The following is a 21,910-nucleotide window of genomic DNA, read 5'->3' on the forward strand; positions in this document are numbered from 1 at the left end:
GGAGGTCGCTATGGCAAAAGTAGCAGTTATCTTAGCAAATGGCTTTGAAGAAATCGAAGCCTTGACAGTAGTCGATGTCTTGCGTCGAGTAAACATTTCCTGTGATATGGTAGGATTTGAGGAGCAGGTGACAGGATCACATGACATTCAGGTAACAGCCGATCGTGTCTTTGATGGTGATTTATCCGACTATGACCTGCTCGTTCTGCCAGGTGGCATGCCTGGATCAGCAAATCTACGGGATAATCAAGACCTTATTTCTGAGATTCAAGCCTTTAACCAAGAAGGAAAGAAGATTTCGGCTATCTGCGCAGCCCCTATTGCCCTCTATCAAGCAGGTGTTTTAAAAGACAAGCACTTTACCTGTTATGACGGTGTGCAGGAGCAAATTACTGACGGGATTTACCAAAAGGAAACAGTTGTTGTGGATGGCAATCTAACAACCAGCCGAGGACCGTCAACAGCCCTTGCCTTTGCCTATGAATTGGTGGATCAGTTGGGAGGAGATGCCGAAAGTTTACGAGTCGGTATGCTCTATCGAGATGTCTTTGGAAATCAAGAATAAAACGAGAGGCAGACTCTCGTTTTTTACTTGGAAAAATCTAGGAAATCATCGCTTTATTCATAAAAAAATGGTATAATGAAGGGTATGAAATATCACGACTACATATGGGATTTAGGTGGTACCCTATTGGATAATTACGAGACTTCTACAGCAGCTTTTGTAGAAATCTTGGCCCAATATGGAATAGAGCAAGAACACGACTGTGTTTACGAAGCCTTGAAGGTTTCGACAGCTTTTGCCATCGAGAAGTTTGCTCCAGATATCGAGAATTTTTTAGAGAACTACAAAGAAAATGAAGCACGTGAGTTAGAGCATCCAGTTTTGTTTGAGGGAATTCCAGAGTTACTCAAAGACATCTCTGACAAGGGTGGTCGCCATTTCTTAGTTTCTCATCGAAATGACCAAGTTCTGGAACTTCTTGCTAAGACCCGGATAGCCAACTACTTCACTGAAGTAGTGACTGCCAGTTCAGGTTTTAAACGAAAACCAGATCCTGAGTCCATGATTTATTTACGTGATAAATATCATATTACATCTGGTTTGGTCATTGGTGACAGAAATATTGATGTAGAAGCAGGTATAGCTGCTGGCTTAGATGCCTATCTTTTTAATAACGTTGCGACATTGAGACAAGCAATAGACATGTAAGAAAAGGGAAAAAATGACAGAAGAAATCAAAAACCAACAGGCACAGGATTATGATGCCAGTCAAATTCAAGTTTTAGAAGGTCTGGAAGCCGTTCGTATGCGTCCAGGTATGTATATCGGATCGACTGCTAAAGAAGGTCTTCACCACCTAGTCTGGGAAATCGTTGATAATTCTATTGACGAGGCCTTGGCCGGATTTGCTAGTCATATCCAAGTCTTTATCGAACCAGATGATTCTATTACCGTTGTGGATGACGGTCGTGGAATTCCTGTTGATATTCAAGAAAAGACGGGACGTCCTGCTGTTGAGACAGTCTTTACGGTTCTTCACGCTGGAGGAAAATTCGGCGGTGGCGGATATAAGGTATCAGGTGGACTCCACGGAGTAGGTTCATCAGTAGTAAACGCTCTTTCAACGCAACTAGATGTTCATGTTCACAAAAACGGCAAAATTCATTACCAAGAATACCGTCGTGGTCATGTTGTTGCTGATCTTGAGGTCGTTGGAGATACAGATAAAACAGGAACAACAGTTCACTTTACACCAGACCCAGAGATTTTTACAGAAACAACGACTTTTGACTTTGAAAAATTAAACAAACGTGTTCAAGAATTAGCCTTTTTGAACCGAGGACTTCGAATTTCAATTACAGACAAGCGTGAAGGTCTCGAACAAACCAAGCATTATCACTATGAAGGTGGAATTGCTAGCTACGTTGAGTATATCAACGAGAATAAGGATGTTATCTTTGATACACCAATCTACACAGACGGTGAGATGGATGATATCACAGTTGAAGTAGCCATGCAGTACACAACCGGTTACCACGAAAACGTCATGAGTTTCGCCAATAACATTCATACCCATGAAGGTGGAACACATGAGCAAGGTTTCCGTACGGCTCTGACTCGTGTTATCAACGATTATGCCCGCAAGAATAAACTGCTAAAAGACAATGAAGACAACCTGACAGGGGAAGATGTTCGTGAAGGTTTGACAGCTGTTATCTCTGTCAAGCATCCAAATCCGCAGTTTGAAGGACAAACCAAGACCAAACTGGGAAATAGCGAAGTTGTTAAGATTACCAACCGCCTCTTTAGCGATGCCTTTTCTGATTTCCTCATGGAGAATCCGCAGATTGCCAAGCGCATCGTGGAAAAAGGGATTTTGGCTGCCAAGGCTCGTGTAGCTGCCAAGCGTGCGCGTGAAGTCACTCGCAAGAAATCTGGCTTGGAAATTTCTAATCTTCCAGGGAAATTAGCAGACTGTTCTTCAAATAACCCTGCTGAAACCGAACTCTTCATCGTTGAGGGAGACTCAGCTGGTGGATCAGCTAAATCTGGTCGTAACCGTGAGTTCCAGGCTATCCTTCCAATTCGTGGTAAGATCTTGAACGTTGAAAAAGCCAGCATGGATAAAATTCTTGCCAACGAAGAAATTCGGAGCCTTTTCACAGCCATGGGAACAGGTTTTGGGGCAGAATTTGATGTCACTAAGGCTCGTTACCAAAAACTCGTTTTGATGACCGATGCCGATGTTGATGGAGCCCACATTCGAACCCTCTTACTGACTCTGATTTACCGCTACATGAAACCAATCCTAGAAGCTGGATATGTCTACATTGCCCAACCACCAATCTACGGAGTAAAAGTTGGAAGCGAAATAAAAGAATACATCCAGCCAGGTGCGGATCAGGAAATTAAACTCCAAGAAGCCTTAGCACGTCATAGTGAAGGGCGTTCAAAACCAACCATCCAACGTTATAAAGGTTTAGGAGAAATGGATGACCACCAATTGTGGGAAACAACCATGGATCCAGAACATCGCTTGATGGCGCGTGTTTCGGTAGATGATGCTGCCGAAGCAGATAAGATCTTTGATATGTTGATGGGGGATCGAGTAGAACCTCGTCGCGAATTTATTGAAGAAAACGCTGTTTATAGTACACTTGACGTCTAAAAATTGTGGGAAATAGTTCCCTTGGTTTAAAAAATATGATATAATCATTACGATTGTTTCTAGTATAAAAGGAGTTTGATATGTCTAATGGACAATTAATTTATCTAATGGTTGCGATTGCAGTCATTTTGATCCTAGCTTATGTAGCAGTTATCTTTTTACGTAAGCGTAATGTAAGTCGATTAACGGCCCTTGAAGAAAGAAAAGAAGAACTCTACAACCTCCCAGTTAATGACGAGGTTGAAGCCGTTAAAAACATGCACTTGATTGGTCAAAGTCAGGTAACCTTCCGTGAATGGAATCAAAAATGGGTCGATTTATCACTGAACTCATTTGCTGATATTGAAAACCATCTCTTTGAAGCTGAAAGCTACAACAATTCTTTCCGTTTCTTTAAGGCAACACACAAAATTGATCAAATTGAGAGCCAAATCGACTTGATCGAAGAAGACATTGCAGCTATTCGCAATGCCCTCTCAGAACTTGAAAAACAAGAATCTAAAAACAGTGGTCGTGTCTTGCACGCTTTGGACTTGTTTGAAACACTTCAGCACACTGTTGCAGAAAACTCAGAAAAATATGGAAAAGCCCTTCCTGAGATTGAGAAACAATTGGAAAACATCCAATCAGAATTTTCTCAATTTGTTACCTTGAACTCATCAGGTGACCCAGTTGAAGCAGCAGCTATTCTAGATGCTACGGAAAACCATATTCTTGCTTTAACTCACATCGTTGATCGTATTCCGGCTCTAGTTGAAACATTGACAACAGACTTACCAGATCAGTTGTCAGATTTGGAAGAAGGCTATCGCAAGCTGTTGGATGCCAACTTCCACTTTACTGAAACAGATATCGAGTCACGTTTCCAACTTTTGTATGAAGCCTTAAAGGAAAATCAAGAAAACATCCGCCAGTTGGAGTTGGATAATGCTGAGTATGAAAATAATCGCATCCAAGAAGAAATCAATGCACTTTATGATATCTTCACTCGCGAAATTGCAGCTCAAAAAGTAGTTGAAAGTCTTCTTTCAACATTGCCAACTTACCTCAATCACCTGAAAGAAAACAACCAAGTTCTAGTTCAAGATCTTGAACGTTTGAACAAAGCCTACCTTCTTCCAGAAAGTGATGGAAACCATGTTCGCCGCCTTCAAGCAGAATTAGCAGCACTTGATACAGCTATCTTAGAGGTAACAGAGGACCAAGGTGAGCCAACTCAAGCCTTCTCTGTACTTGAAGAACAGTTGGAAATGCTGCAAAGCAACCTCAAAGATATTGAAGATGAGCAAATCTCTGTGAGCGAACGACTTGCCCAAATCGAAAAAGACGACCTCAACGCTCGTCAAAAAGCAAATGTATTTGTGAATCGTTTGCATACTATTAAACGATACATGGAGAAGAGAAACTTGCCAGGTATTCCTCAAAGTTTCTTGAAACTCTTCTTTACTGCAAGCCACAACACAGAGGATTTGATGGCAGAGTTAGAACAACCACAAGTGAATATTGAATCCGTTAAACGAATTCTTGAAGTCGCAACCAATGATATGGAAGCACTTGAAACAGAAACCTACGATATTGTTCAATATGCAACCTTGACTGAGCAACTCTTGCAATACTCAAACCGTTACCGTTCATTTGATGAACGTATCCAAGAGGCTTTCAATGAAGCGCTTGAAATTTTTGAGAAAGACTTTGACTATAAAACATCATTTGAAAAGATTTCGCAAGCCTTGGAAGTTGCAGAACCAGGAGTTACAAACCGTTTTGTGACCTCATATGAGAAAACACGTGAAACGATTCGTTTCTAAATGAAAAGCTTAGATACTTCTAAGCTTTTTTATTTTTCTAAAAAGAAGTCAGAATTCTTGTTTATCATTGAAATAATAGCCCTGATTTGTTATGATGGAAATATGAAAAAAAATAGAGCAAAACGTGTGTCTCACGATAAAAAGAGAAGTATACTTCTTGCTTTTGTAGGGATTTTAGGAATCTCTATGATTCTTTTAGGGTGCGCCATTGGTTATAAGCTGCTACAAAAGCAATCTTATGAACAAAAAATTGAAGCGCTAAAAAGCGAAAAGGACCAACAATTCAACTCAGGTAGTCAGAGAGACCATTTCCGAAAAGGCCAAGCTGAGGTGATTGCCTACTATCCTCTTCAAGGAGAGGAAGTCATTGCGTCTGTTAGAGAAAAAATCAACCAAGACATCAAGGAAAAGTTAGAAGATAAAGAGGATTTGGTCTTTTATTATACGGAGCAGTTGGATCAGGTTCTAAAGGGAGTTCTTGCGCGTAATATTAGTAAGCAAGTTTACGATTTGTCTGCAGCAAAGGTTGAAGAAAAAGAAAAGACGTCTTTAGGAAAAATTTTCTTGACAGAAGATGGAAAAACTTTTGATCTCAGTAGACTTTTCAAAGATGCTAGTAAGGCTAAGGAACTCCTATTGAGTCAAATCAAATCAACTCTAGAAGATAAGAAACTCGACCAGACAAAAATTGATCAGGTCCTAAAAAACTTTACAGACCAAGATCTGGCATCATGGAGCTTTGATTATAAAGATAGTCAAATCATCCTTTATCCTCCTAATCCAGGGGAGACTTTGGAGGAAATTGCTCTACCGATATCCAGTTTCTTTGATGTTTTGGAGTCCTCTTATCTATTAGAAAAAGATGCTGAACTCTATCAAGCTTACTTTGCACAAAAAGACAAAAAAGTTGTGGCTTTGACCTTTGACGATGGTCCAAATCCGTCTACAACTACACAAGCTTTGGATACATTAGCTAAGTACAAAGTAAAGGCGACCTTCTTTGTACTTGGTAAAAACATCGCTGGCAATGAAGACATCCTTAAACGGATGAAGTCTGAGGGGCATGTGGTTGCCAACCACAGCTGGAGTCATCCTGTCCTTTCCCAACTATCTCTCGAAGATGCTAAAAAGCAAATCGCTGACACAGAAGATTTGTTAACCCAAGTTCTAGGTTCGAGTTCTAAACTCATGCGCCCTCCTTATGGTGCCATTACAGATGATATCCGTAACAGTCTGGACTTGAGCTTTATCATGTGGAATGTGGATAGTTTGGACTGGAAGAGTAAGAATGAAACAGCTATTTTAACAGAGATACAACGTCAGGTTCGCAATGGTTCCATCATCCTCGTGCATGATATCCATGGTCCTTCTGTTAATTCTCTACCAAGTGTTATTGAGTATTTAAAGGGTGAAGGGTATACATTTGTGACCGTTCCCGAATTGCTCAACTCTCGCTTGAAGGCTCACGAAATGTATTATGACCGTGATCAATAATCTTCAAGATCTAAAGGAGCAAGTGTTCTGGTAATCAGCCTTTGTTTCTTTAGATTTTCTTCACATAGAAAGGAAAAATGATGAAATCTTACACCCTTAATAATGGAGTTTCAATTCCTGTACTAGGATTTGGAACATGGAAAGCTGAAAATGGAGAAGTAGCCTACCAAGCTGTTTTGGAAGCCTTGAAGGCTGGTTATCGTCATATCGATACTGCAGCTATCTACAAAAATGAGGAGAGTGTTGGTCGCGCTATTCGAGATAGCGGTATTCCTCGCCAAGAAATCTTTGTAACGACCAAACTCTGGAATACCAATCACAGCTATGATGAAGCTCGACATGCTTTTGAGCAATCAATGGAAAAATTGGGATTGGATTATCTAGATTTGTACCTTATCCATTGGCCAAATCCAAAACCTTTAAGAGAAAATGACGAATGGAAAACTCGCAATGCCGATGTCTGGAGAGCGATGGAGGACCTGTACCAAGAAGGTAAAATTCGTGCTATCGGCGTTAGTAATTTCCTTCCCCATCATTTGGATGACTTACTTGAGACAGCAAGAATCATCCCAGCGGTCAATCAGGTACGCTTGGCACCAGGAGTTTATCAGGAGGAAGTGGTTGACTACTGTAAAGAGAAAGGAATCCTCTTAGAGGCATGGGGACCATTTGGGCAAGGGGAGTTGTTTGACAAGACAGAAGTCCAAGAAATTGCTGCTAAGCATGGGAAATCAGTTGCTCAAATTGCCTTGGCTTGGAGCTTGGCAGAAGGATTTTTACCCCTACCTAAGTCAGTGACAGCCTCTCGCATCCAGAGCAATCTTGACTGTTTTGAAATTGAACTCAGCAAAGACGAGCGAGAAGTCTTAAAGACAATTTCAGTGACTTCGGGCGCACCTCGTGTGGATGAGATGGATTTTTAGAAAGTAAGAAAAAGAATTGTAAATTTCTTGCCTTTCTGATATAATATTCAACAGGAAAGAAAGTCTTATGGCGTTCTTCAAGCGAGCTTGGGACAGTGGGAGCCAAGTAGAACAAACTAAGAAACTGGCGCTTTCTGTCGTATTTTTAAAAACAATGAAGTAATAAATTAGGGTGGAACCGCGTTTCTGACGCCCCTAGGTCACAGACTTAGGAGTAAAGACACGGTTCTTTTTGTATCCAAAGTCTCAAGAATTAATAACAAGGAGTAAACAATGTCTAAAAAATTGACTTTCCACTGCGTCAGTGGCAGAGACCTCCTTACAGTCGGACTGCCCCACGCTCAGCACTAGAGTGCCTGAGCTAGACGCAGTACTAACTCGTCTTGCCTCGTATAATTGACAAGGCAGACTCGTGTCGCAAGAAATTATAGAAAATGGAGTAAAACATGTCCAAAAAACTAACCTTTCAAGAGATTATTTTGACTTTGCAACAATTTTGGAATGACCAAGGTTGTATGCTTATGCAGGCTTATGACAATGAAAAAGGTGCGGGGACAATGAGTCCTTATACCTTCCTTCGTGCTATCGGACCTGAGCCATGGAATGCGGCTTATGTAGAGCCATCACGTCGTCCCGCTGACGGTCGTTACGGGGAAAATCCTAACCGTCTTTACCAACATCACCAATTCCAAGTGGTCATGAAACCTTCTCCATCAAATATCCAAGAGCTTTACCTTGAGTCTTTGGAAAAATTGGGTATCAATCCATTGGAACATGATATTCGCTTCGTTGAAGATAACTGGGAAAATCCATCAACTGGTTCAGCTGGTCTTGGATGGGAAGTGTGGCTTGATGGTATGGAAATCACGCAGTTCACTTATTTCCAACAGGTTGGTGGATTGGCAACTGGCCCTGTGACTGCGGAAGTTACCTATGGTTTAGAACGCTTGGCTTCTTACATTCAAGAAGTGGATTCTGTTTATGATATCGAGTGGGCTGATGGTGTTAAATACGGAGAAATCTTCATCCAGCCTGAGTATGAGCATTCAAAATATTCATTTGAAATTTCTGATCAAGAAATGTTGCTAGAAAATTTTGATAAGTTTGAAAAAGAAGCTGGTCGTGCCTTGGAAGAGGGCTTGGTTCACCCTGCCTATGACTATGTTCTCAAATGTTCACATACCTTTAACCTGCTGGACGCGCGTGGGGCCGTATCTGTAACGGAGCGCGCGGGCTATATCGCTCGTATCCGTAACTTGGCCCGTGTCGTAGCCAAAACCTTTGTCGCAGAACGCAAACGCCTAGGCTACCCACTTTTAGATGAAGCAACACGAGCTAAACTCTTAGCAGAAGACGCAGAATAGTGAGTAATACTGTGCTCTAAAATCGTTAGAGGCAAGTCGAAGACTTGCTAGATGGTTATGCACCGCTGTACTGTTATGTGGGGATTTTTGAAACCTTAGGTTCAAAAATCAGTCAGCTAAATCCACTTTGATGAGACTGTTGGAAATCTTAATCAATTTAGCATCAGATTTCCATACAGACTCACAAAGTTAGTTAGCGGCGTCCCCAGTACCTAAGGTGCATATCAAAAAAGATTGAAGAAAATGTAAAGGAAAAAACATGACAAAAAACTTATTAGTAGAACTCGGTCTTGAAGAGTTACCAGCCTACGTAGTAACTCCAAGTGAAAAACAACTAGGTGAAAAAATGGCAGCCTTCCTCAAGGAAAACCGCCTGTCCTTTGAAGACATTCAAACCTTCTCAACGCCACGTCGTTTGGCTGTTCGTGTGACTGGTCTTGCAGACAAACAGTCTGATTTGACAGAAGATTTCAAGGGTCCAGCAAAGAAAATTGCCTTGGATAGTGATGGAAACTTCACCAAAGCAGCTCAAGGATTTGTCCGTGGAAAAGGCTTGACAGTTGAAGACATCGAATTCCGTGAAATCAAGGGTGAAGAATATGTCTATGTTACCAAGGAAGAAGTGGGTCAACCAGTTGAGAAAATTGTTCCAGGTGTTGTAGATGTCTTGAAGTCACTGACATTCCCTGTCAGCATGCACTGGGCTAACAATACCTTTGAATACATCCGTCCTGTTCACACTTTAACTGTTCTTTTAGATGAAGAAGAGTTTGACTTGGATTTCCTTGATATCAAGGGCGGTCGTGTAAGCCGTGGCCATCGTTTCTTGGGACAAGAAACTAAGATTCAGTCAGCTTTGAGCTACGAAGAAGACCTTCGCGCACAGTTTGTAATCACGGATCCACGTGAACGTCAGCAAATGATTGTTGACCAAATCAAGGAAATTGAGGCAAAACATGGTGTAGGTATCGAAATTGATACGGACTTGCTGAACGAAGTCTTGAACTTGGTTGAATACCCAACTGCCTTTATGGGTAGTTTTGATGCCAAATACCTTGAAGTTCCAGAAGAAGTTTTGGTGACTTCGATGAAGGAACACCAACGCTACTTTGTTGTTCGTAATCAAGACGGTAAACTCTTACCAAACTTCATTTCAGTTCGTAACGGAAACGCAGAGCATTTGGAAAATGTCATCAAAGGAAATGAAAAAGTCTTGGTAGCCCGTTTGGAAGACGGAGAATTCTTCTGGCGTGAAGACCAAAAATTGGTTATTTCTGACCTTGTTGAAAAATTAAACAACGTCACCTTCCACGAAAAGATTGGTTCTCTTCGTGAACACATGATTCGTACAGGTCAGATTGCCATTCTCTTGGCAGAAAAAGCTGGTTTGTCAGTGGATGAAACAGTTGACCTAGCGCGTGCAGCAGCCATTTACAAGTTTGACTTGTTGACGGGTATGGTTGGTGAGTTTGATGAACTCCAAGGAATTATGGGTGAGAAATATGCTCTTCTTGCTGGAGAAACTCCAGCAGTTGCAGCTGCTATTCGTGAACACTATATGCCGACAGCTGCCGAAGGCGAACTTCCAGAGAGTAAGGTCGGAGCCATTCTAGCCATTGCAGACAAATTGGATACGATTTTGAGTTTCTTCTCAGTAGGCTTGATTCCATCAGGCTCTAACGACCCTTATGCCCTTCGTCGTGCGACGCAAGGTGTGGTTCGTATCTTGGATGCTTTTGGTTGGCATATTGCTATGGATGAGCTGATTGATAGCCTTTACAGTTTGAAATTTGACAGCTTGACTTATGCAAATAAAGCAGAGGTCATGGACTTTATCAAGGCTCGTGTTGATAAGATGATGGGTTCTACTCCAAAAGATATCAAGGAAGCAGTTCTTGCAAGTTCGAACTTTGTTGTGGCAGATATGCTAGAAGCAGCAAGTGCTCTTGTCGAAGCAAGCAAGAAAGAAGATTTCAAATCGTCTGTTGAATCCCTCTCCCGTGCCTTCAACTTGGCTGAGAAGGCAGAAGGTTCTGACACGGTTGATCCTGCTCTCTTTGAGAATGAAGAAGAGAAAGCTTTGGCGGAGGCAGTAGAATCATTAGTTTTATCAGGAACTGCAAGCCAGCAATTAGAACAACTCTTTGCGCTTAGTCCAGTTATTGATGCTTTCTTTGAGAATACCATGGTAATGACTGAAGATCAGTCTATCCGTCAAAATCGTTTGGCAATCTTGTCACAATTAACCAAGAAAGCAGCTAAACTTGCACGTTTCAACCAAATCAATACCAAATAAAATCTGGTAAACGGATTAAATCTTATCATAAAGGAGAGAAACATGGATCCTAAAAAAATTGATCGTATTAACGAGCTTGCTAAAAAGAAAAAAACAGAAGGCTTAACTTCTGCTGAAAAAGTGGAACAAGCTAAACTTCGTGAGGAGTATATTGAAGGCTATCGTCGTTCTGTTCGCCACCACATTGAAGGAATCAAAATTGTCGACGAAGAAGGAAATGACGTCACACCAGAAAAACTACGCCAAGTACAACGTGAAAAAGGTTTACACGGCCGTAGTTTAGATGATCCTAACTCATAAAACGAAAGGGGTTTGTAGATGATTTACAAGCCCCTTTTCTGTTGTAATAAAAAAGGAGCCACCTGGCTCCTTTTTGGTTTCTTAGTTGCTTGCACCAGAAGTAGCGTCTGCGTCACCACCGTGGCCTCCAGCATCACCTGAATCAGAAGCGCCAGAAGTAGCATCGGCGTCTCCATGACCTCCAGCTGCAGGAGCAAATGATCCGCTACCACCCACCAAACGTTGACCCGTTTCTTTTAGGTACCAGTCAAGCCATGGTTGGAAGTTAAAGACGATTTCATTGATTCCAGCGTATGATCCATCAGGATAGTACATTGCTTGGTAGTTGTGTGTGTTGATGACACCTGCAGGAGAACCTGGAACGATCGTACGGACGTATTCTTGGTTTCCGTTGCGAAGTGTTCCGATAACCCACTCTACATTTTTCATGCGTGCTGGCGGAAGAGAACCATGCACAGTTGACATACGGCTACCTGATTGAGGTGGTACACGTTTAGCAAACATGGTGTCTGGATCTTGGTGAGCGTTGTTGTAGTAGAGGAATTGGTTGTTATCATCAGCATATGTCAATTCAAATGGCATAGCTTTCAAGAACATATCGATTTGGTTAACTGTCAGGATACCGTGGTCCAATTTGACATAGGTATCACCAGAAACAGCCCCAGTGATTGCTGCAACTTTTTCTACCCATTCTGGATCATCAGGGTCAACTTCTGTAATGGTTGTAGCAATTGGTTTTCCACAATCCAAGTCTTCTGGTTCGATTGGTTTTGGTTTTTTCAATTTCGAAACGACTCCTACGTATTTTACAAAGTTATCTAAGCAAGTTTCAAGGAATTTAACAGTGCCTTCGTTGGTGATGTTTCCATTGTTATCAAAAGCTTCTTTGGCTTTACCAAGAAGGAATTCATTACCTGGAAGTGTGTAGGCATTGACACCAGGAGCGTCAAGAATCTTACGAAGGTGAACTTGGGCACGTGAAGTCCCTTGGTCGTAGTATGATGCTCCCACAATCATAACAGGTTTGTTTTCAAATGGATGAACTTCGTATGAAAGCCATTCAAGTACAGATTTGAGAGAAGCTGAGATAGTGTGGTTGTGCTCAGGAGTCGCAATTATGACACCATCAGCACGTGTAATCTTGTTATACAAGAAACGCAATTGGAAGCTTTCGTCCCATTTTTCGTCTTGGTTAAACATTGGAACTTCGTCGATTTCAAGAACTTCTAATTCAAATTTGAATTTGAAATTACGACGAATAAATTCCAAGAGTTTGCGGTTATATGATTGATCGTAGTTTGATCCAACAAGTCCAACAAATTTCATTCTTTCGGTCTCCTATCTTACAAATTTTCCCAGTCAAATTCTTCTGCATCTTTGCGAAGCAATTCTTGCGCATTGCGCAATTTCTCAGTAATCTTCACAAAGATACGGAAGTCATCAAAGATGGCATCCAATTTCTTGATGACATCAAGGTCAACCAAGTCACCACTTGGGTTAAATGCTTGAAGAGAGTGAGAAAGCAAGAATTCATCTGGAAGAACATTTGCCTTAATTTCAGGAGCGTTCAAGATTTGACGAAGTTGCAATTGAGCACGAGATGAACCAAGAGTTCCGTAAGAAGCACCAGTGATCATGATTGGTTTGTTCAAAAGTGGGTAGATACCATAAGATAGCCAAGCAAGAGCGCTCATCAAAACTGCAGGGATTGAGTGGTCGTACTCAGGGGTACCGATGATGACACCATCAGATGCTTCAATTTTAGCCGCAATTTCAAGAATTTCAGCAGGAAGAAGTTTATCTGCTGGTTTGTTGAAAACAGGGATATCCTTGATTTCAACAAGTTCAATCTCAGCCTTGTCGGCGAAGTGTTTTTGCATGTATTGGAGCAATTGGCGGTTTGTAGAACGTTTAGAGTTCGTTCCAACAATGGCAATAAGTTTTAGCATGAGATTTCCTTTCTCTTTTTACATAATACAAATTTAAAGGCCTGAAGAACATGTAAGGTTCCCCTCTTTGTCGATGAGAATGGCTTCGATGCCATCTAAACTTTCGACTTGCCAGAGGATAGAAGCGCTACGTTCTCCGAATAGGCGGGTTGTCCAAATCTCACCATCGACGGATTTATCTGAGATAATCGTTAGGCTAGCGAGCTCTGTTTCGACAGGGAATCCTGTCTCGCTATCAAAAATATGGTGATAGTCTTCTCCGTCTATTGTCATGTGGCGTTCATAGATACCAGAAGTGACGACGGATTTGTTAGAAACAGGAATGGTTAGGAGATGATTGCCACGAGGATTTCGTGGATCTTGAATACCGATTTGCCAGTCTTTCCCTTCTTTGGCTTGATTGTTCCCGATGGTGAGGATATTTCCTCCGAGATTGATCAAGGCAGAAGTGACTCCGTGTACTTTTAAATACTGAGCAACCTTATCTGCACTATAGCCTTTAGCTAAGCAACCTAAATCAAGTTTCATTCCCTTTTTCTCTAAAAATACAGTAGAGCTAGCTGGATCTAACTTGATAAAATGCGGGTCAACTAGAGGCAAGACAGCTTCGATTTCGTTTAGCTCGGGGAGTCGAGCATCTGAAAAACCGATTCGCCAGGTTTGAATCAAGGGACCAATACTGATATTGAGATGGCTAGATGGAGCTAGACTATGTTCTAACCCAAGAGCAATCAGTTCAAATAAGTCAGGATGGACCTTGACCGGAGCAATTCCAGCCTGGTGATTGATCTCCATCAATTCGGATTCTTGACTGTTGGCGTTGAAGCGGTACTCGAGCTCTCTGAGTAAATCAAAGGCTCCTTGAAGCAGGCAATCTGCCTGTTCATCTACTAATGAAATCGTGATAGTTGTTCCCATGAGTCGTTCAGAACGTGAACGAAGAGGCAAGCTACCAACTCCTTTCTTCTTCAGAGGAAATATTCAAGCTAGGTTAAATTTACGAGAATTGAACCCCTTACATTTTATTTCCATGTTTCTAGCATAACATAAAGTCAGCGTTTTCACAAATAAATTTTAACAAAAAGTCAAGAAATATGCTCAAAAAATATAAAAAAAGATAGAAACTCAAAAAAAATAATATAATAAAACTTAAAATTGCTTAAAATAAGAGAATTCTAAGCAAATACCTTGTAAACGCTAACAGTAAATGTTATACTAGAAAGGTAAATTTTAAATTAAAGGTAGGAAATTTTCTATGAGTAAAATCGTTGTAGTTGGTGCTAACCACGCTGGTACAGCATGTATCAATACTATGTTGGACAATTTTGGACATGAAAATGAAATCGTTGTATTTGACCAAAACTCAAATATTTCATTCCTTGGTTGTGGAATGGCGCTTTGGATCGGGGAACAAATCGACGGAGCTGAAGGCTTGTTCTACTCTGATAAAGAAAAATTGGAAGCTAAGGGTGCAAAAGTTTACATGAACTCACCTGTTCTTTCAATCGACTATGACAATAAAGTTGTGACAGCAGAAGTTGAAGGTCAAGAACATAAAGAGTCTTATGACAAATTGATCTTTGCGACTGGTTCAACTCCAATCTTGCCTCCAATCGAAGGTGTTGAAATCGTTAAGGGCAACCGCGAATTCAAAGCAACACTTGAAAATGTTCAATTTGTTAAGTTGTACCAAAACGCAGAAGAAGTTATCGAAAAACTTGCTGACAAGAGCAAACACCTTGAGCGCATCGCAGTTGTTGGTGGTGGTTATATCGGTGTTGAACTTGCTGAAGCTTTCGAACGTCTTGGAAAAGAAGTTGTTCTTGTTGATATCGTAGACACTGTTTTGAACGGCTACTACGACAAAGACTTCACTCAAATGATGGCGAAGAACTTGGAAGACAACAACATCCGCTTGGCACTTGGTCAAACAGTAAAAGCTATCCAAGGTGATGGTAAAGTTGAACGCTTGGTAACAGACAAAGAAACATTTGATGTGGATATGGTTGTTCTTGCAGTTGGTTTCCGTCCAAACACAGCTCTTGCTGATGGTAAGATTGAACTCTTCCGTAACGGTGCCTTCCTTGTAGACAAGAAACAAGAAACATCAATTCCAGGTGTTTATGCAGTAGGTGACTGTGCGACTGTTTATGACAACGCTCGTAAAGACACTAGCTACATCGCGCTTGCTTCAAACGCTGTTCGTACTGGTATCGTTGGTGCTTACAACGCTTGTGGACACGAACTTGAAGGAATCGGTGTACAAGGATCAAACGGTATCTCAATCTACGGTCTGCACATGGTTTCAACTGGTTTGACTCTTGAAAAAGCTAAAGCTGCTGGTTACAACGCAACTGAAACAGGCTTTAACGATCTTCAAAAACCAGAATTTATGAAGCACGACAACCATGAAGTTGCCATCAAGATTGTCTTTGATAAAGACAGTCGCGAAATTCTTGGTGCTCAAATGGTATCACGTGATTCTGCTATCAGCATGGGAATTCATATGTTCTCACTTGCTATCCAAGAACATGTGACAATTGACAAGTTGGCTTTGACAGACCTATTCTTCTTGCCACACTTTAACAAACCTTACAACTACATCACAATGGCTGCACTTACAGCTGAAAAATAACAATAGCTGAGCTATCTGGCCTTAAGTTAAGGTCAGATAGTTTTTTAATTAATCTGTACCCATACAATTATTGTTTTTTTATCTTGTGGTTCATTCTTTTCTGGCTTAAAATGAAATGGTAGCTACCAATACAAATGATGAGGATAAAGAAATGACTGAAAATCGTTATGAACTAAATAAAAACTTGGCGCAGATGCTTAAGGGCGGTGTTATCATGGATGTGCAGAACCCTGAACAGGCTCGTATCGCAGAGGCTGCTGGTGCGGCAGCTGTTATGGCCTTAGAGCGGATTCCGGCTGATATTCGTGCAGTTGGTGGTGTTTCCCGTATGAGTGATCCAAAGATGATTAAGGAGATCCAAGAAGCAGTGAGCATTCCAGTGATGGCCAAAGTTAGAATTGGACATTTTGTAGAAGCTCAGATTTTAGAGGCTATTGAGATTGACTATATCGATGAGAGTGAAGTGTTGTCTCCAGCTGACGACCGTTTCCATGTGGACAAGAAGGAATTCCAAGTTCCTTTTGTCTGTGGAGCTAAGGACTTGGGTGAAGCCTTGCGTCGTATCGCTGAAGGAGCTTCCATGATTCGTACAAAAGGAGAACCCGGTACAGGAGACATTGTTCAAGCCGTTCGCCATATGCGTATGATGAATCAGGAAATTCGCCGCATTCAAAACCTACGTGAAGACGAGCTCTATGTTGCTGCCAAAGACTTGCAAGTCCCTATTGAATTGGTTCAGTATGTCCATGAACATGGAAAATTGCCAGTTGTAAACTTTGCAGCTGGAGGCGTTGCAACGCCAGCAGATGCTGCGCTGATGATGCAATTGGGAGCAGAGGGCGTCTTTGTCGGTTCAGGTATTTTCAAATCAGGAGACCCTGTTAAACGAGCAAGTGCCATTGTCAAAGCCGTAACCAATTACCAAAACCCACAAATCTTAGCACAAATTTCAGAAGATCTTGGGGAAGCCATGGTTGGTATCAATGAGAATGAAATCCAAATTCTCATGGCTGAGCGAGGAAAATAGATGAAAATCGGAATATTAGCCTTGCAAGGTGCCTTTGAAGAGCATGCTAAAGTGCTAGAAAAGTTAGGTGTTGTTAGTGTTGAAATCAGAAATTTAGATGATTTTCAACAACGTCAGAGTGACTTGTCCGGTTTGATTTTGCCTGGTGGGGAATCTACAACCATGGGCAAACTCTTGCGTGACCAGCAGATGCTGGTTCCAATCCGAGAAGCCATTTTATCTGGTCTTCCCGTTTTTGGTACTTGCGCAGGCTTGATTTTGCTGGCTAAGGAAATCACTTCCCAGGAAGAAAGTCATCTTGGAACCATGGATATAGTGGTTGAACGCAATGCCTATGGCCGCCAACTGGGAAGCTTCTATACAGAGGCAGAATGTAAGGGAGTTGGCAAGATTCCAATGACCTTTATCCGCGGACCAATTATCAGTAGTCTTGGAGAGGGTGTTGAAATCCTAGCAACCCTAGACGACCAAATCGTTGCAGCTCAAGAAAAAAATATGCTGGTGACCTCTTTTCATCCAGAGTTAACAGATGATGCTCGCTTGCACCAGTACTTTATCAATATGTGTAAAGAAAAAAGTTGAGAAAAGATTCTCAACTTTTTTACATGTAATAAACAATCGCGATGTATTGGAGTGCAGATGCTGCTAGGATAAAGAGATGCCAAATCATGTGAAAATAAGGTTTTTTCTTAGCGTAAAATCCAGCTCCAACTGTATAACAGAGTCCGCCAGTTACCATGAGACTCCAGAAAATTGGCGTTGTTTGACTGATAATGGCAGGAATGATAGCTAGAACCAACCAGCCCATAATCAGGTAAAGGGCAAGGCTGAATTTCTCATTAACCTTTTTAGCAAAGATTTTATAGAGAATGCCAAAGATGGTCGTTCCCCATTGAATGGCAATAATCAGATACCCAAACCAGTTATTCATCAAAGTCAAGACGACTGGCGTATAAGAGCCTGCGATAGCCACATAAATCATAGAATGGTCGATGATTCGCAAGACGTATTTGTGGGTCGAACCATAGGCCATAGAGTGGTAAATGGTTGACGAGAGGAACATGAGAAAGAGACTGATAACAAAGATAGAAACGCCAAAAGACGATAAAAATCCATGTGCTTCATAACTATAGGTGGATGAAATAGGAAGTAGGATGAGCATGATAACGGCACCCACAGCATGGGTCACGCTATTAGCAATTTCCTCTCCAAAACTAAGTTTTTTACTGAGCTTTAGGCTGGTGTTCATTGGATTTTCTCCTCTTCTTTGCTAAGGATTAAGTCTAGAGTTTGATGATAGAGTTTAACCGTTTGACAGCTGGTTTGGATAATAGGATTTTCTGGATCAATCCCATGGTTCATGTAGTCCACAAAAGCGTCGTAGAGCTGGTCTGAGCTAGCTTGAGTTTGTAGACTATTCAGTGTCTGAGCGATTTCTTGGATCGAAAAGACAGACTTGAGAGTGGTGATGGCAATCAAACGGGCAATCTGTTTGCGTTGGTATTTTTTCTTGTCAGGCTTTGTCAGGTAACCATGTTTAACATAGTTATTGACCATGGATGCTGTTAGCCCCTTGTCTTTATCTGGAGAGATAGGAGCACAGACTTGATTGACATAAAGTAAAACCTGATCCAGATAGAGGTCAATGTTTGGAATGTCTTCCCATTTTGGGTAGGAAAAGATAGAATTCATTTCCAACTCCTTTATATCTAGTTTTAATAACTAGATTATAAAATAATAACAAACAAAAGTCAAGTTTCAACTGCTTGTAGAAAGCTTTAAATTATGCTATGATGAGAGAAAATAGTTAGAAATGAGGGGAAGAGATGGAGATTCGTTTAGCTTTTCCAAACGAAGTAGATGCGATTATGCAGGTGATGGAGGATGCCAAAAAGTGTTTAGCCAAGTCTGGTAGTGACCAGTGGCAAAATGACTATCCAAATGCCGACATCATTATTGATGATATCATCTCTGGTCAAGCCTATGTGGCCTTGGAAGAGGGAGAACTGTTAGCCTATGCTGCTGTGACCAAGAGCCCAGAGGAAGCCTATGAAGCCATTTATGAAGGAAGTTGGCATGGGGAAGAATCAGAATATCTGGTCTTTCACCGTATCGCTGTGGCAGCAGATGTCCAAGGGCAGGGAGTTGCTCAGACTTTCCTAGAAGGCTTGATTGAAGGATTTGATTACCTAGATTTTCGTTCAGATACGCATGTAGAAAACAAGGCCATGCAGCATATCTTTGAAAAGCTTGGATTTAGTCAGGTCGGTAAGGTTCCAGTTGATGGAGAACGCTTGGCCTATCAGAAATTAAAAAAATGACGCAGAAAAAGTATTCAAAAATGCTCTACTTATCGCCAATTGGAACCTTGTCCTTAGTTGCTGATGAGCAATATTTGTTTGGGATTTGGGTGCAGGACCAAACTCATTTTGAGAGGGGATTAGGGGATGAAACGATAGAAGAAGTTGGTAGCCATCCTGTATTAGAGCAAGTTATTTCCTATTTAGATACCTATTTCGAAGGCAGTGTTCAGGATCTATCTGACTTACCTTTGGCTCCCATTGGAACGGATTTTGAAAAGCGGGTATGGACCTACTTGCAAGGCATTCCTTATGGTCAAACAGTGACTTACGGTCAAATAGCTCAAGACTTGCAGGTGAATTCTGCCCAAGCTATTGGCGGAGCAGTGGGGCGTAATCCCTGGTCCATCCTCGTCCCCTGTCATCGAGTGCTGGGTGCAGGCAATCGTCTGACAGGCTATGCTTCTGGAGTCGAAAAGAAAGCCTGGCTCTTGCAGCATGAAGGTGCAGCATTTCAAGAAAATAAAAAATAGAAAGAAAAGAAGATGTTAGAATTTATCGAATACCCAAAATGTTCAACTTGTAAGAAAGCAAAGAATGAACTTGACCAACTCGGACTTGACTATCAAGATATTCATATTGTAGAAGAAACACCAAGTGAAGAAGTTATTTTAAACTGGCTAGAAACTTCTGGTTTTGAAGTGAAACAATTTTTCAATACCAGCGGGATTAAATATCGTGAACTAGGCCTAAAAGATAAGGTGGGAAGCTTGTCAAAACAAGAAGCAGCCAAGCTTCTAGCGAGTGATGGCATGTTATTGAAACGTCCAATTTTGGTGGAGAATGGTGCTGTTAAACAAATTGGCTATAGAAAAACCTATGAGAACTTAGGTTTGAGATAGTTTTTATCTATCTTCTTGATAGGTAAAATATATAGCTTCCCTGTTTTAAAGTGTGATAAACTATAAGATAGACAAAGTCTGCTTTACCCGTAGCAAATAATTTGCTTGGGAGCAGAAGTATGGTAGAATGAATCATTATCAGGAGAGGATGTTTTTATGACTGTTACAACACTTTTAGCATCAGATTGGTACCAGAGCTTGATGCAGCTGATTCCAGACGGTAAGCTCTTTAGCTTGCGTTCGGTTTTTGATGGGATTCCAAGAATTGTCCAACAACTTCCTACAACTATCATGTTGACGCTTAGTGGTGCGATTTTTGGTTTGGTGCTAGCCTTGGTTTTTGCCATTGTTAAAATCAACCGTGTTAAGATTTTATATCCTTTACAAGCCTTTTTTGTCAGCTTTTTAAAAGGGACACCGATTTTGGTTCAGCTTATGTTGACCTACTACGGGATTCCACTTGCTCTGAAAGCCCTCAATCAACAATGGGGAACCAGCTTTAATATCAATGCGATTCCAGCAGCAACCTTTGCTATTGTAGCTTTTGCCTTTAATGAGGCAGCTTATGCCAGCGAAACCATTCGTGCAGCCATCCTTTCTGTCAATCCTGGTGAGATTGAAGCGGCACGCAGTCTGGGGATGACCCGTGCGCAAGTTTATCGTCGTGTCATTATTACTAATGCAGCGGTGGTAGCTACTCCAACCTTGATCAATTCCCTCATTGGTTTGACCAAGGGAACTTCTCTAGCCTTTAGTGCGGGTGTTGTCGAAGTTTTTGCTCAGGCTCAGATTTTGGGTGGAGCTGATTATCGTTACTTTGAGCGATTCATCTCCGTAGCCCTTGTTTACTGGGTAGTCAATATCGGAATCGAAAGCCTCGGTCGTTTTATCGAGAAGAAAATGCAAATTTCTGCGCCGGATACAGTAACTACAGATGTGAAAGGAGACCTTCGTTAATGATTAAGATTTCGAATTTAAGCAAATCCTTTTCAGGTCAGACTGTCTTGGATCATCTGGACTTGGATATCCAAAAGGGAGAAGTTGTAGCCTTGATTGGTTCATCTGGAGCTGGGAAATCAACCTTTCTTCGTAGTTTGAACTACCTTGAAACTCCAGATAGCGGATCCATCCAGATTGACAATTTTAAAGTTGATTTTTCTCAGATTAGCCAAGAGGAAATTTTGACCCTTCGTCGCAAGTTGTCCATGGTTTTCCAACAGTTCAACTTATTTGAACGCCGAACAGCCCTTGACAATGTCAAGGAAGGCTTGGTTGTTGTTAAGAAATTATCAGATGAGGAAGCAACCAAAATCGCCAAGGAAGAGTTGGCTAAGGTCGGTCTTTCTGATAAGGAGCAACATTACCCTCGCCATTTGTCAGGTGGGCAAAAGCAACGGGTTGCCCTAGCGCGTGCCCTCGCTATGAAACCAGACGTCTTGCTCTTGGACGAACCAACATCAGCTCTTGATCCAGAATTGGTCGGAGAAGTGGAAAAATCTATTGCAGATGCCGCTAAGTCTGGTCAAACCATGATCTTGGTTAGTCACGATATGTCTTTTGTAGCCCAAGTGGCAGATAAGATTTTGTTCCTAGATAAAGGGAAAATCATCGAGTCTGGCACACCGGATGAAATCATCAATCATCCGAAAGAAGAACGAACAAAAGAATTCTTCGCTAGTTACAAACGGACTTATATTTGATATAATAGTAAAAGGAAAACTCAGTTAGTTGGACTAGCT

Annotated in this window: 22 protein-coding genes; 17 read left to right on the forward strand and 5 right to left on the reverse strand. The window is 41.4% G+C overall.

The features are described from left to right. The first annotated feature begins 10 nt into the window (after nt 1-10). From ACUW6H_RS00620 to ACUW6H_RS00660, 9 genes are all read left to right on the forward strand, one after another. A complete protein-coding gene (locus tag ACUW6H_RS00620) occupies nt 11-565 on the forward strand; it encodes a DJ-1 family glyoxalase III (RefSeq protein WP_454359262.1) in 555 nt (184 codons plus the stop codon). 84 nt (nt 566-649) lie between these two features. After that, the gene (locus tag ACUW6H_RS00625) at nt 650-1,213 is read left to right on the forward strand and encodes an HAD-IA family hydrolase (RefSeq protein WP_454361259.1); all 564 of its coding nucleotides are present in this window, start codon (nt 650-652) and stop codon (nt 1,211-1,213) included. Between the two features lie 13 nt (nt 1,214-1,226). Next, nucleotides 1,227-3,173 (forward strand): DNA topoisomerase (ATP-hydrolyzing) subunit B, encoded by a 1,947-nt coding sequence (gene gyrB, locus ACUW6H_RS00630; protein WP_061408805.1) that lies wholly within the window; start codon nt 1,227-1,229, stop codon nt 3,171-3,173. An 80-nt stretch (nt 3,174-3,253) separates the two neighbouring features. Further along, entirely contained in the window at nt 3,254-4,981 is a 1,728-nt protein-coding gene (gene ezrA, locus ACUW6H_RS00635) for a septation ring formation regulator EzrA (protein ID WP_454359264.1), read from the forward strand. Between the two features lie 102 nt (nt 4,982-5,083). After that, entirely contained in the window at nt 5,084-6,475 is a 1,392-nt protein-coding gene (pgdA, locus tag ACUW6H_RS00640; RefSeq protein WP_454359266.1) for a peptidoglycan-N-acetylglucosamine deacetylase PgdA, read from the forward strand. A gap of 80 nt (nt 6,476-6,555) precedes the next feature. Then, a complete protein-coding gene (locus tag ACUW6H_RS00645) occupies nt 6,556-7,398 on the forward strand; it encodes an aldo/keto reductase (RefSeq protein WP_096407777.1) in 843 nt (280 codons plus the stop codon). A gap of 446 nt (nt 7,399-7,844) precedes the next feature. Beyond that, nucleotides 7,845-8,762 carry a glycine--tRNA ligase subunit alpha gene (gene glyQ / locus ACUW6H_RS00650; protein WP_000038733.1) on the forward strand — a complete coding sequence of 306 codons (918 nt, stop codon included), beginning with the start codon at nt 7,845-7,847 and terminating at the stop codon, nt 8,760-8,762. A 259-nt stretch (nt 8,763-9,021) separates the two neighbouring features. After that, entirely contained in the window at nt 9,022-11,058 is a 2,037-nt protein-coding gene (gene glyS, locus ACUW6H_RS00655; protein ID WP_096407775.1) for a glycine--tRNA ligase subunit beta, read from the forward strand. A 42-nt stretch (nt 11,059-11,100) separates the two neighbouring features. Next, entirely contained in the window at nt 11,101-11,358 is a 258-nt protein-coding gene (locus ACUW6H_RS00660; protein WP_000371301.1) for a DUF896 family protein, read from the forward strand. Nucleotides 11,359-11,439: 81 nt separating this feature from the next. Here the strand turns inward: ACUW6H_RS00660 and ACUW6H_RS00665 are convergent, their stop codons facing one another. The 3 genes from ACUW6H_RS00665 to ACUW6H_RS00675 are packed head-to-tail and all read right to left on the reverse strand — an operon-like array spanning nt 11,440 to nt 14,255. Then, complete coding sequence (locus tag ACUW6H_RS00665) at nt 11,440-12,684, reverse strand: NAD(P)H-dependent oxidoreductase (protein ID WP_096407772.1); 1,245 nt, start codon at nt 12,682-12,684, stop codon at nt 11,440-11,442. Between the two features lie 17 nt (nt 12,685-12,701). Then, complete coding sequence (locus ACUW6H_RS00670; protein WP_000915929.1) at nt 12,702-13,307, reverse strand: NADPH-dependent FMN reductase; 606 nt, start codon at nt 13,305-13,307, stop codon at nt 12,702-12,704. Between the two features lie 33 nt (nt 13,308-13,340). Further along, a complete protein-coding gene (locus ACUW6H_RS00675; protein WP_454359271.1) occupies nt 13,341-14,255 on the reverse strand; it encodes an FAD:protein FMN transferase in 915 nt (304 codons plus the stop codon). A gap of 307 nt (nt 14,256-14,562) precedes the next feature. On the opposite strand from ACUW6H_RS00675, the gene nox reads away from it, so the two are divergent. The 3 genes from nox to pdxT all read left to right on the forward strand — a co-directional run bounded on the left by nox (nt 14,563) and on the right by pdxT (nt 17,551). After that, complete coding sequence (gene nox, locus ACUW6H_RS00680) at nt 14,563-15,942, forward strand: H2O-forming NADH oxidase (RefSeq protein ID WP_096407767.1); 1,380 nt, start codon at nt 14,563-14,565, stop codon at nt 15,940-15,942. A gap of 151 nt (nt 15,943-16,093) precedes the next feature. Beyond that, entirely contained in the window at nt 16,094-16,969 is an 876-nt protein-coding gene (pdxS, locus tag ACUW6H_RS00685) for a pyridoxal 5'-phosphate synthase lyase subunit PdxS (protein WP_096408872.1), read from the forward strand. Further along, complete coding sequence (pdxT, locus tag ACUW6H_RS00690; protein WP_454359273.1) at nt 16,970-17,551, forward strand: pyridoxal 5'-phosphate synthase glutaminase subunit PdxT; 582 nt, start codon at nt 16,970-16,972, stop codon at nt 17,549-17,551. A gap of 19 nt (nt 17,552-17,570) precedes the next feature. On the opposite strand, the gene trhA is transcribed toward pdxT, so the two are convergent. Both trhA and ACUW6H_RS00700 read right to left on the reverse strand, forming a co-directional pair. Then, nucleotides 17,571-18,218: a PAQR family membrane homeostasis protein TrhA gene (trhA, locus tag ACUW6H_RS00695; RefSeq protein WP_001097972.1), complete on the reverse strand. Its 648-nt coding sequence runs from the start codon at nt 18,216-18,218 to the stop codon at nt 17,571-17,573. Continuing rightward, nucleotides 18,215-18,661, reverse strand: coding sequence for a DUF1836 domain-containing protein (locus tag ACUW6H_RS00700; protein WP_454359276.1), 447 nt, complete (start codon nt 18,659-18,661; stop codon nt 18,215-18,217). Before ACUW6H_RS00700 ends, trhA begins: the two co-directional genes overlap by 4 nt. Before the next feature lie 134 nt (nt 18,662-18,795). Between ACUW6H_RS00700 and ACUW6H_RS00705 the strand changes: the two genes are divergently transcribed. From ACUW6H_RS00705 to ACUW6H_RS00725, 5 genes are all read left to right on the forward strand, one after another. Then, nucleotides 18,796-19,290 (forward strand): GNAT family N-acetyltransferase, encoded by a 495-nt coding sequence (locus tag ACUW6H_RS00705; RefSeq protein WP_268705432.1) that lies wholly within the window; start codon nt 18,796-18,798, stop codon nt 19,288-19,290. Beyond that, on the forward strand, nt 19,287-19,802 hold the full coding sequence (locus ACUW6H_RS00710; protein WP_268705431.1) for a methylated-DNA--[protein]-cysteine S-methyltransferase: 516 nt from the start codon (nt 19,287-19,289) through the stop codon (nt 19,800-19,802). The genes ACUW6H_RS00705 and ACUW6H_RS00710 overlap by 4 nt, the downstream gene beginning before the upstream one ends. A gap of 12 nt (nt 19,803-19,814) precedes the next feature. Then, nucleotides 19,815-20,171, forward strand: a complete 357-nt coding sequence (locus tag ACUW6H_RS00715) for an arsenate reductase family protein (protein ID WP_268705430.1) — start codon at nt 19,815-19,817, stop codon at nt 20,169-20,171. Nucleotides 20,172-20,327: 156 nt separating this feature from the next. Continuing rightward, nucleotides 20,328-21,128, forward strand: a complete 801-nt coding sequence (locus tag ACUW6H_RS00720) for an amino acid ABC transporter permease (RefSeq protein ID WP_454359280.1) — start codon at nt 20,328-20,330, stop codon at nt 21,126-21,128. Further along, complete coding sequence (locus tag ACUW6H_RS00725) at nt 21,128-21,871, forward strand: amino acid ABC transporter ATP-binding protein (protein WP_268705429.1); 744 nt, start codon at nt 21,128-21,130, stop codon at nt 21,869-21,871. Before ACUW6H_RS00720 ends, ACUW6H_RS00725 begins: the two co-directional genes overlap by 1 nt. Nucleotides 21,872-21,910: the final 39 nt, after the last annotated feature.

Source organism: Streptococcus sp. 151470009-6, assembly GCF_053628175.1.

Bases quoted from the DNA above. Each gene is read 5' to 3' on its own strand.
- ACUW6H_RS00620 (WP_454359262.1), top strand. From the start codon at position 11: ATGGCAAAAGTAGCAGTTATCTTAGCAAATGGCTTTGAAGAAATCGAA.
- pdxS (WP_096408872.1), top strand. From the start codon at position 16,094: ATGACTGAAAATCGTTATGAACTAAATAAAAACTTGGCGCAGATGCTT.
- ACUW6H_RS00725 (WP_268705429.1), top strand. From the start codon at position 21,128: ATGATTAAGATTTCGAATTTAAGCAAATCCTTTTCAGGTCAGACTGTC.
- glyQ (WP_000038733.1), top strand. From the start codon at position 7,845: ATGTCCAAAAAACTAACCTTTCAAGAGATTATTTTGACTTTGCAACAA.
- ACUW6H_RS00705 (WP_268705432.1), top strand. From the start codon at position 18,796: ATGGAGATTCGTTTAGCTTTTCCAAACGAAGTAGATGCGATTATGCAG.
- pgdA (WP_454359266.1), top strand. From the start codon at position 5,084: ATGAAAAAAAATAGAGCAAAACGTGTGTCTCACGATAAAAAGAGAAGT.
- ACUW6H_RS00670 (WP_000915929.1), bottom strand. From the start codon at position 13,307: ATGCTAAAACTTATTGCCATTGTTGGAACGAACTCTAAACGTTCTACA.
- trhA (WP_001097972.1), bottom strand. From the start codon at position 18,218: ATGAACACCAGCCTAAAGCTCAGTAAAAAACTTAGTTTTGGAGAGGAA.
- ACUW6H_RS00645 (WP_096407777.1), top strand. From the start codon at position 6,556: ATGAAATCTTACACCCTTAATAATGGAGTTTCAATTCCTGTACTAGGA.
- ACUW6H_RS00710 (WP_268705431.1), top strand. From the start codon at position 19,287: ATGACGCAGAAAAAGTATTCAAAAATGCTCTACTTATCGCCAATTGGA.
- nox (WP_096407767.1), top strand. From the start codon at position 14,563: ATGAGTAAAATCGTTGTAGTTGGTGCTAACCACGCTGGTACAGCATGT.
- ACUW6H_RS00625 (WP_454361259.1), top strand. From the start codon at position 650: ATGAAATATCACGACTACATATGGGATTTAGGTGGTACCCTATTGGAT.
- ACUW6H_RS00660 (WP_000371301.1), top strand. From the start codon at position 11,101: ATGGATCCTAAAAAAATTGATCGTATTAACGAGCTTGCTAAAAAGAAA.
- ACUW6H_RS00665 (WP_096407772.1), bottom strand. From the start codon at position 12,684: ATGAAATTTGTTGGACTTGTTGGATCAAACTACGATCAATCATATAAC.
- ACUW6H_RS00720 (WP_454359280.1), top strand. From the start codon at position 20,328: ATGACTGTTACAACACTTTTAGCATCAGATTGGTACCAGAGCTTGATG.
- ACUW6H_RS00700 (WP_454359276.1), bottom strand. From the start codon at position 18,661: ATGAATTCTATCTTTTCCTACCCAAAATGGGAAGACATTCCAAACATT.
- ezrA (WP_454359264.1), top strand. From the start codon at position 3,254: ATGTCTAATGGACAATTAATTTATCTAATGGTTGCGATTGCAGTCATT.
- ACUW6H_RS00715 (WP_268705430.1), top strand. From the start codon at position 19,815: ATGTTAGAATTTATCGAATACCCAAAATGTTCAACTTGTAAGAAAGCA.
- pdxT (WP_454359273.1), top strand. From the start codon at position 16,970: ATGAAAATCGGAATATTAGCCTTGCAAGGTGCCTTTGAAGAGCATGCT.
- gyrB (WP_061408805.1), top strand. From the start codon at position 1,227: ATGACAGAAGAAATCAAAAACCAACAGGCACAGGATTATGATGCCAGT.
- glyS (WP_096407775.1), top strand. From the start codon at position 9,022: ATGACAAAAAACTTATTAGTAGAACTCGGTCTTGAAGAGTTACCAGCC.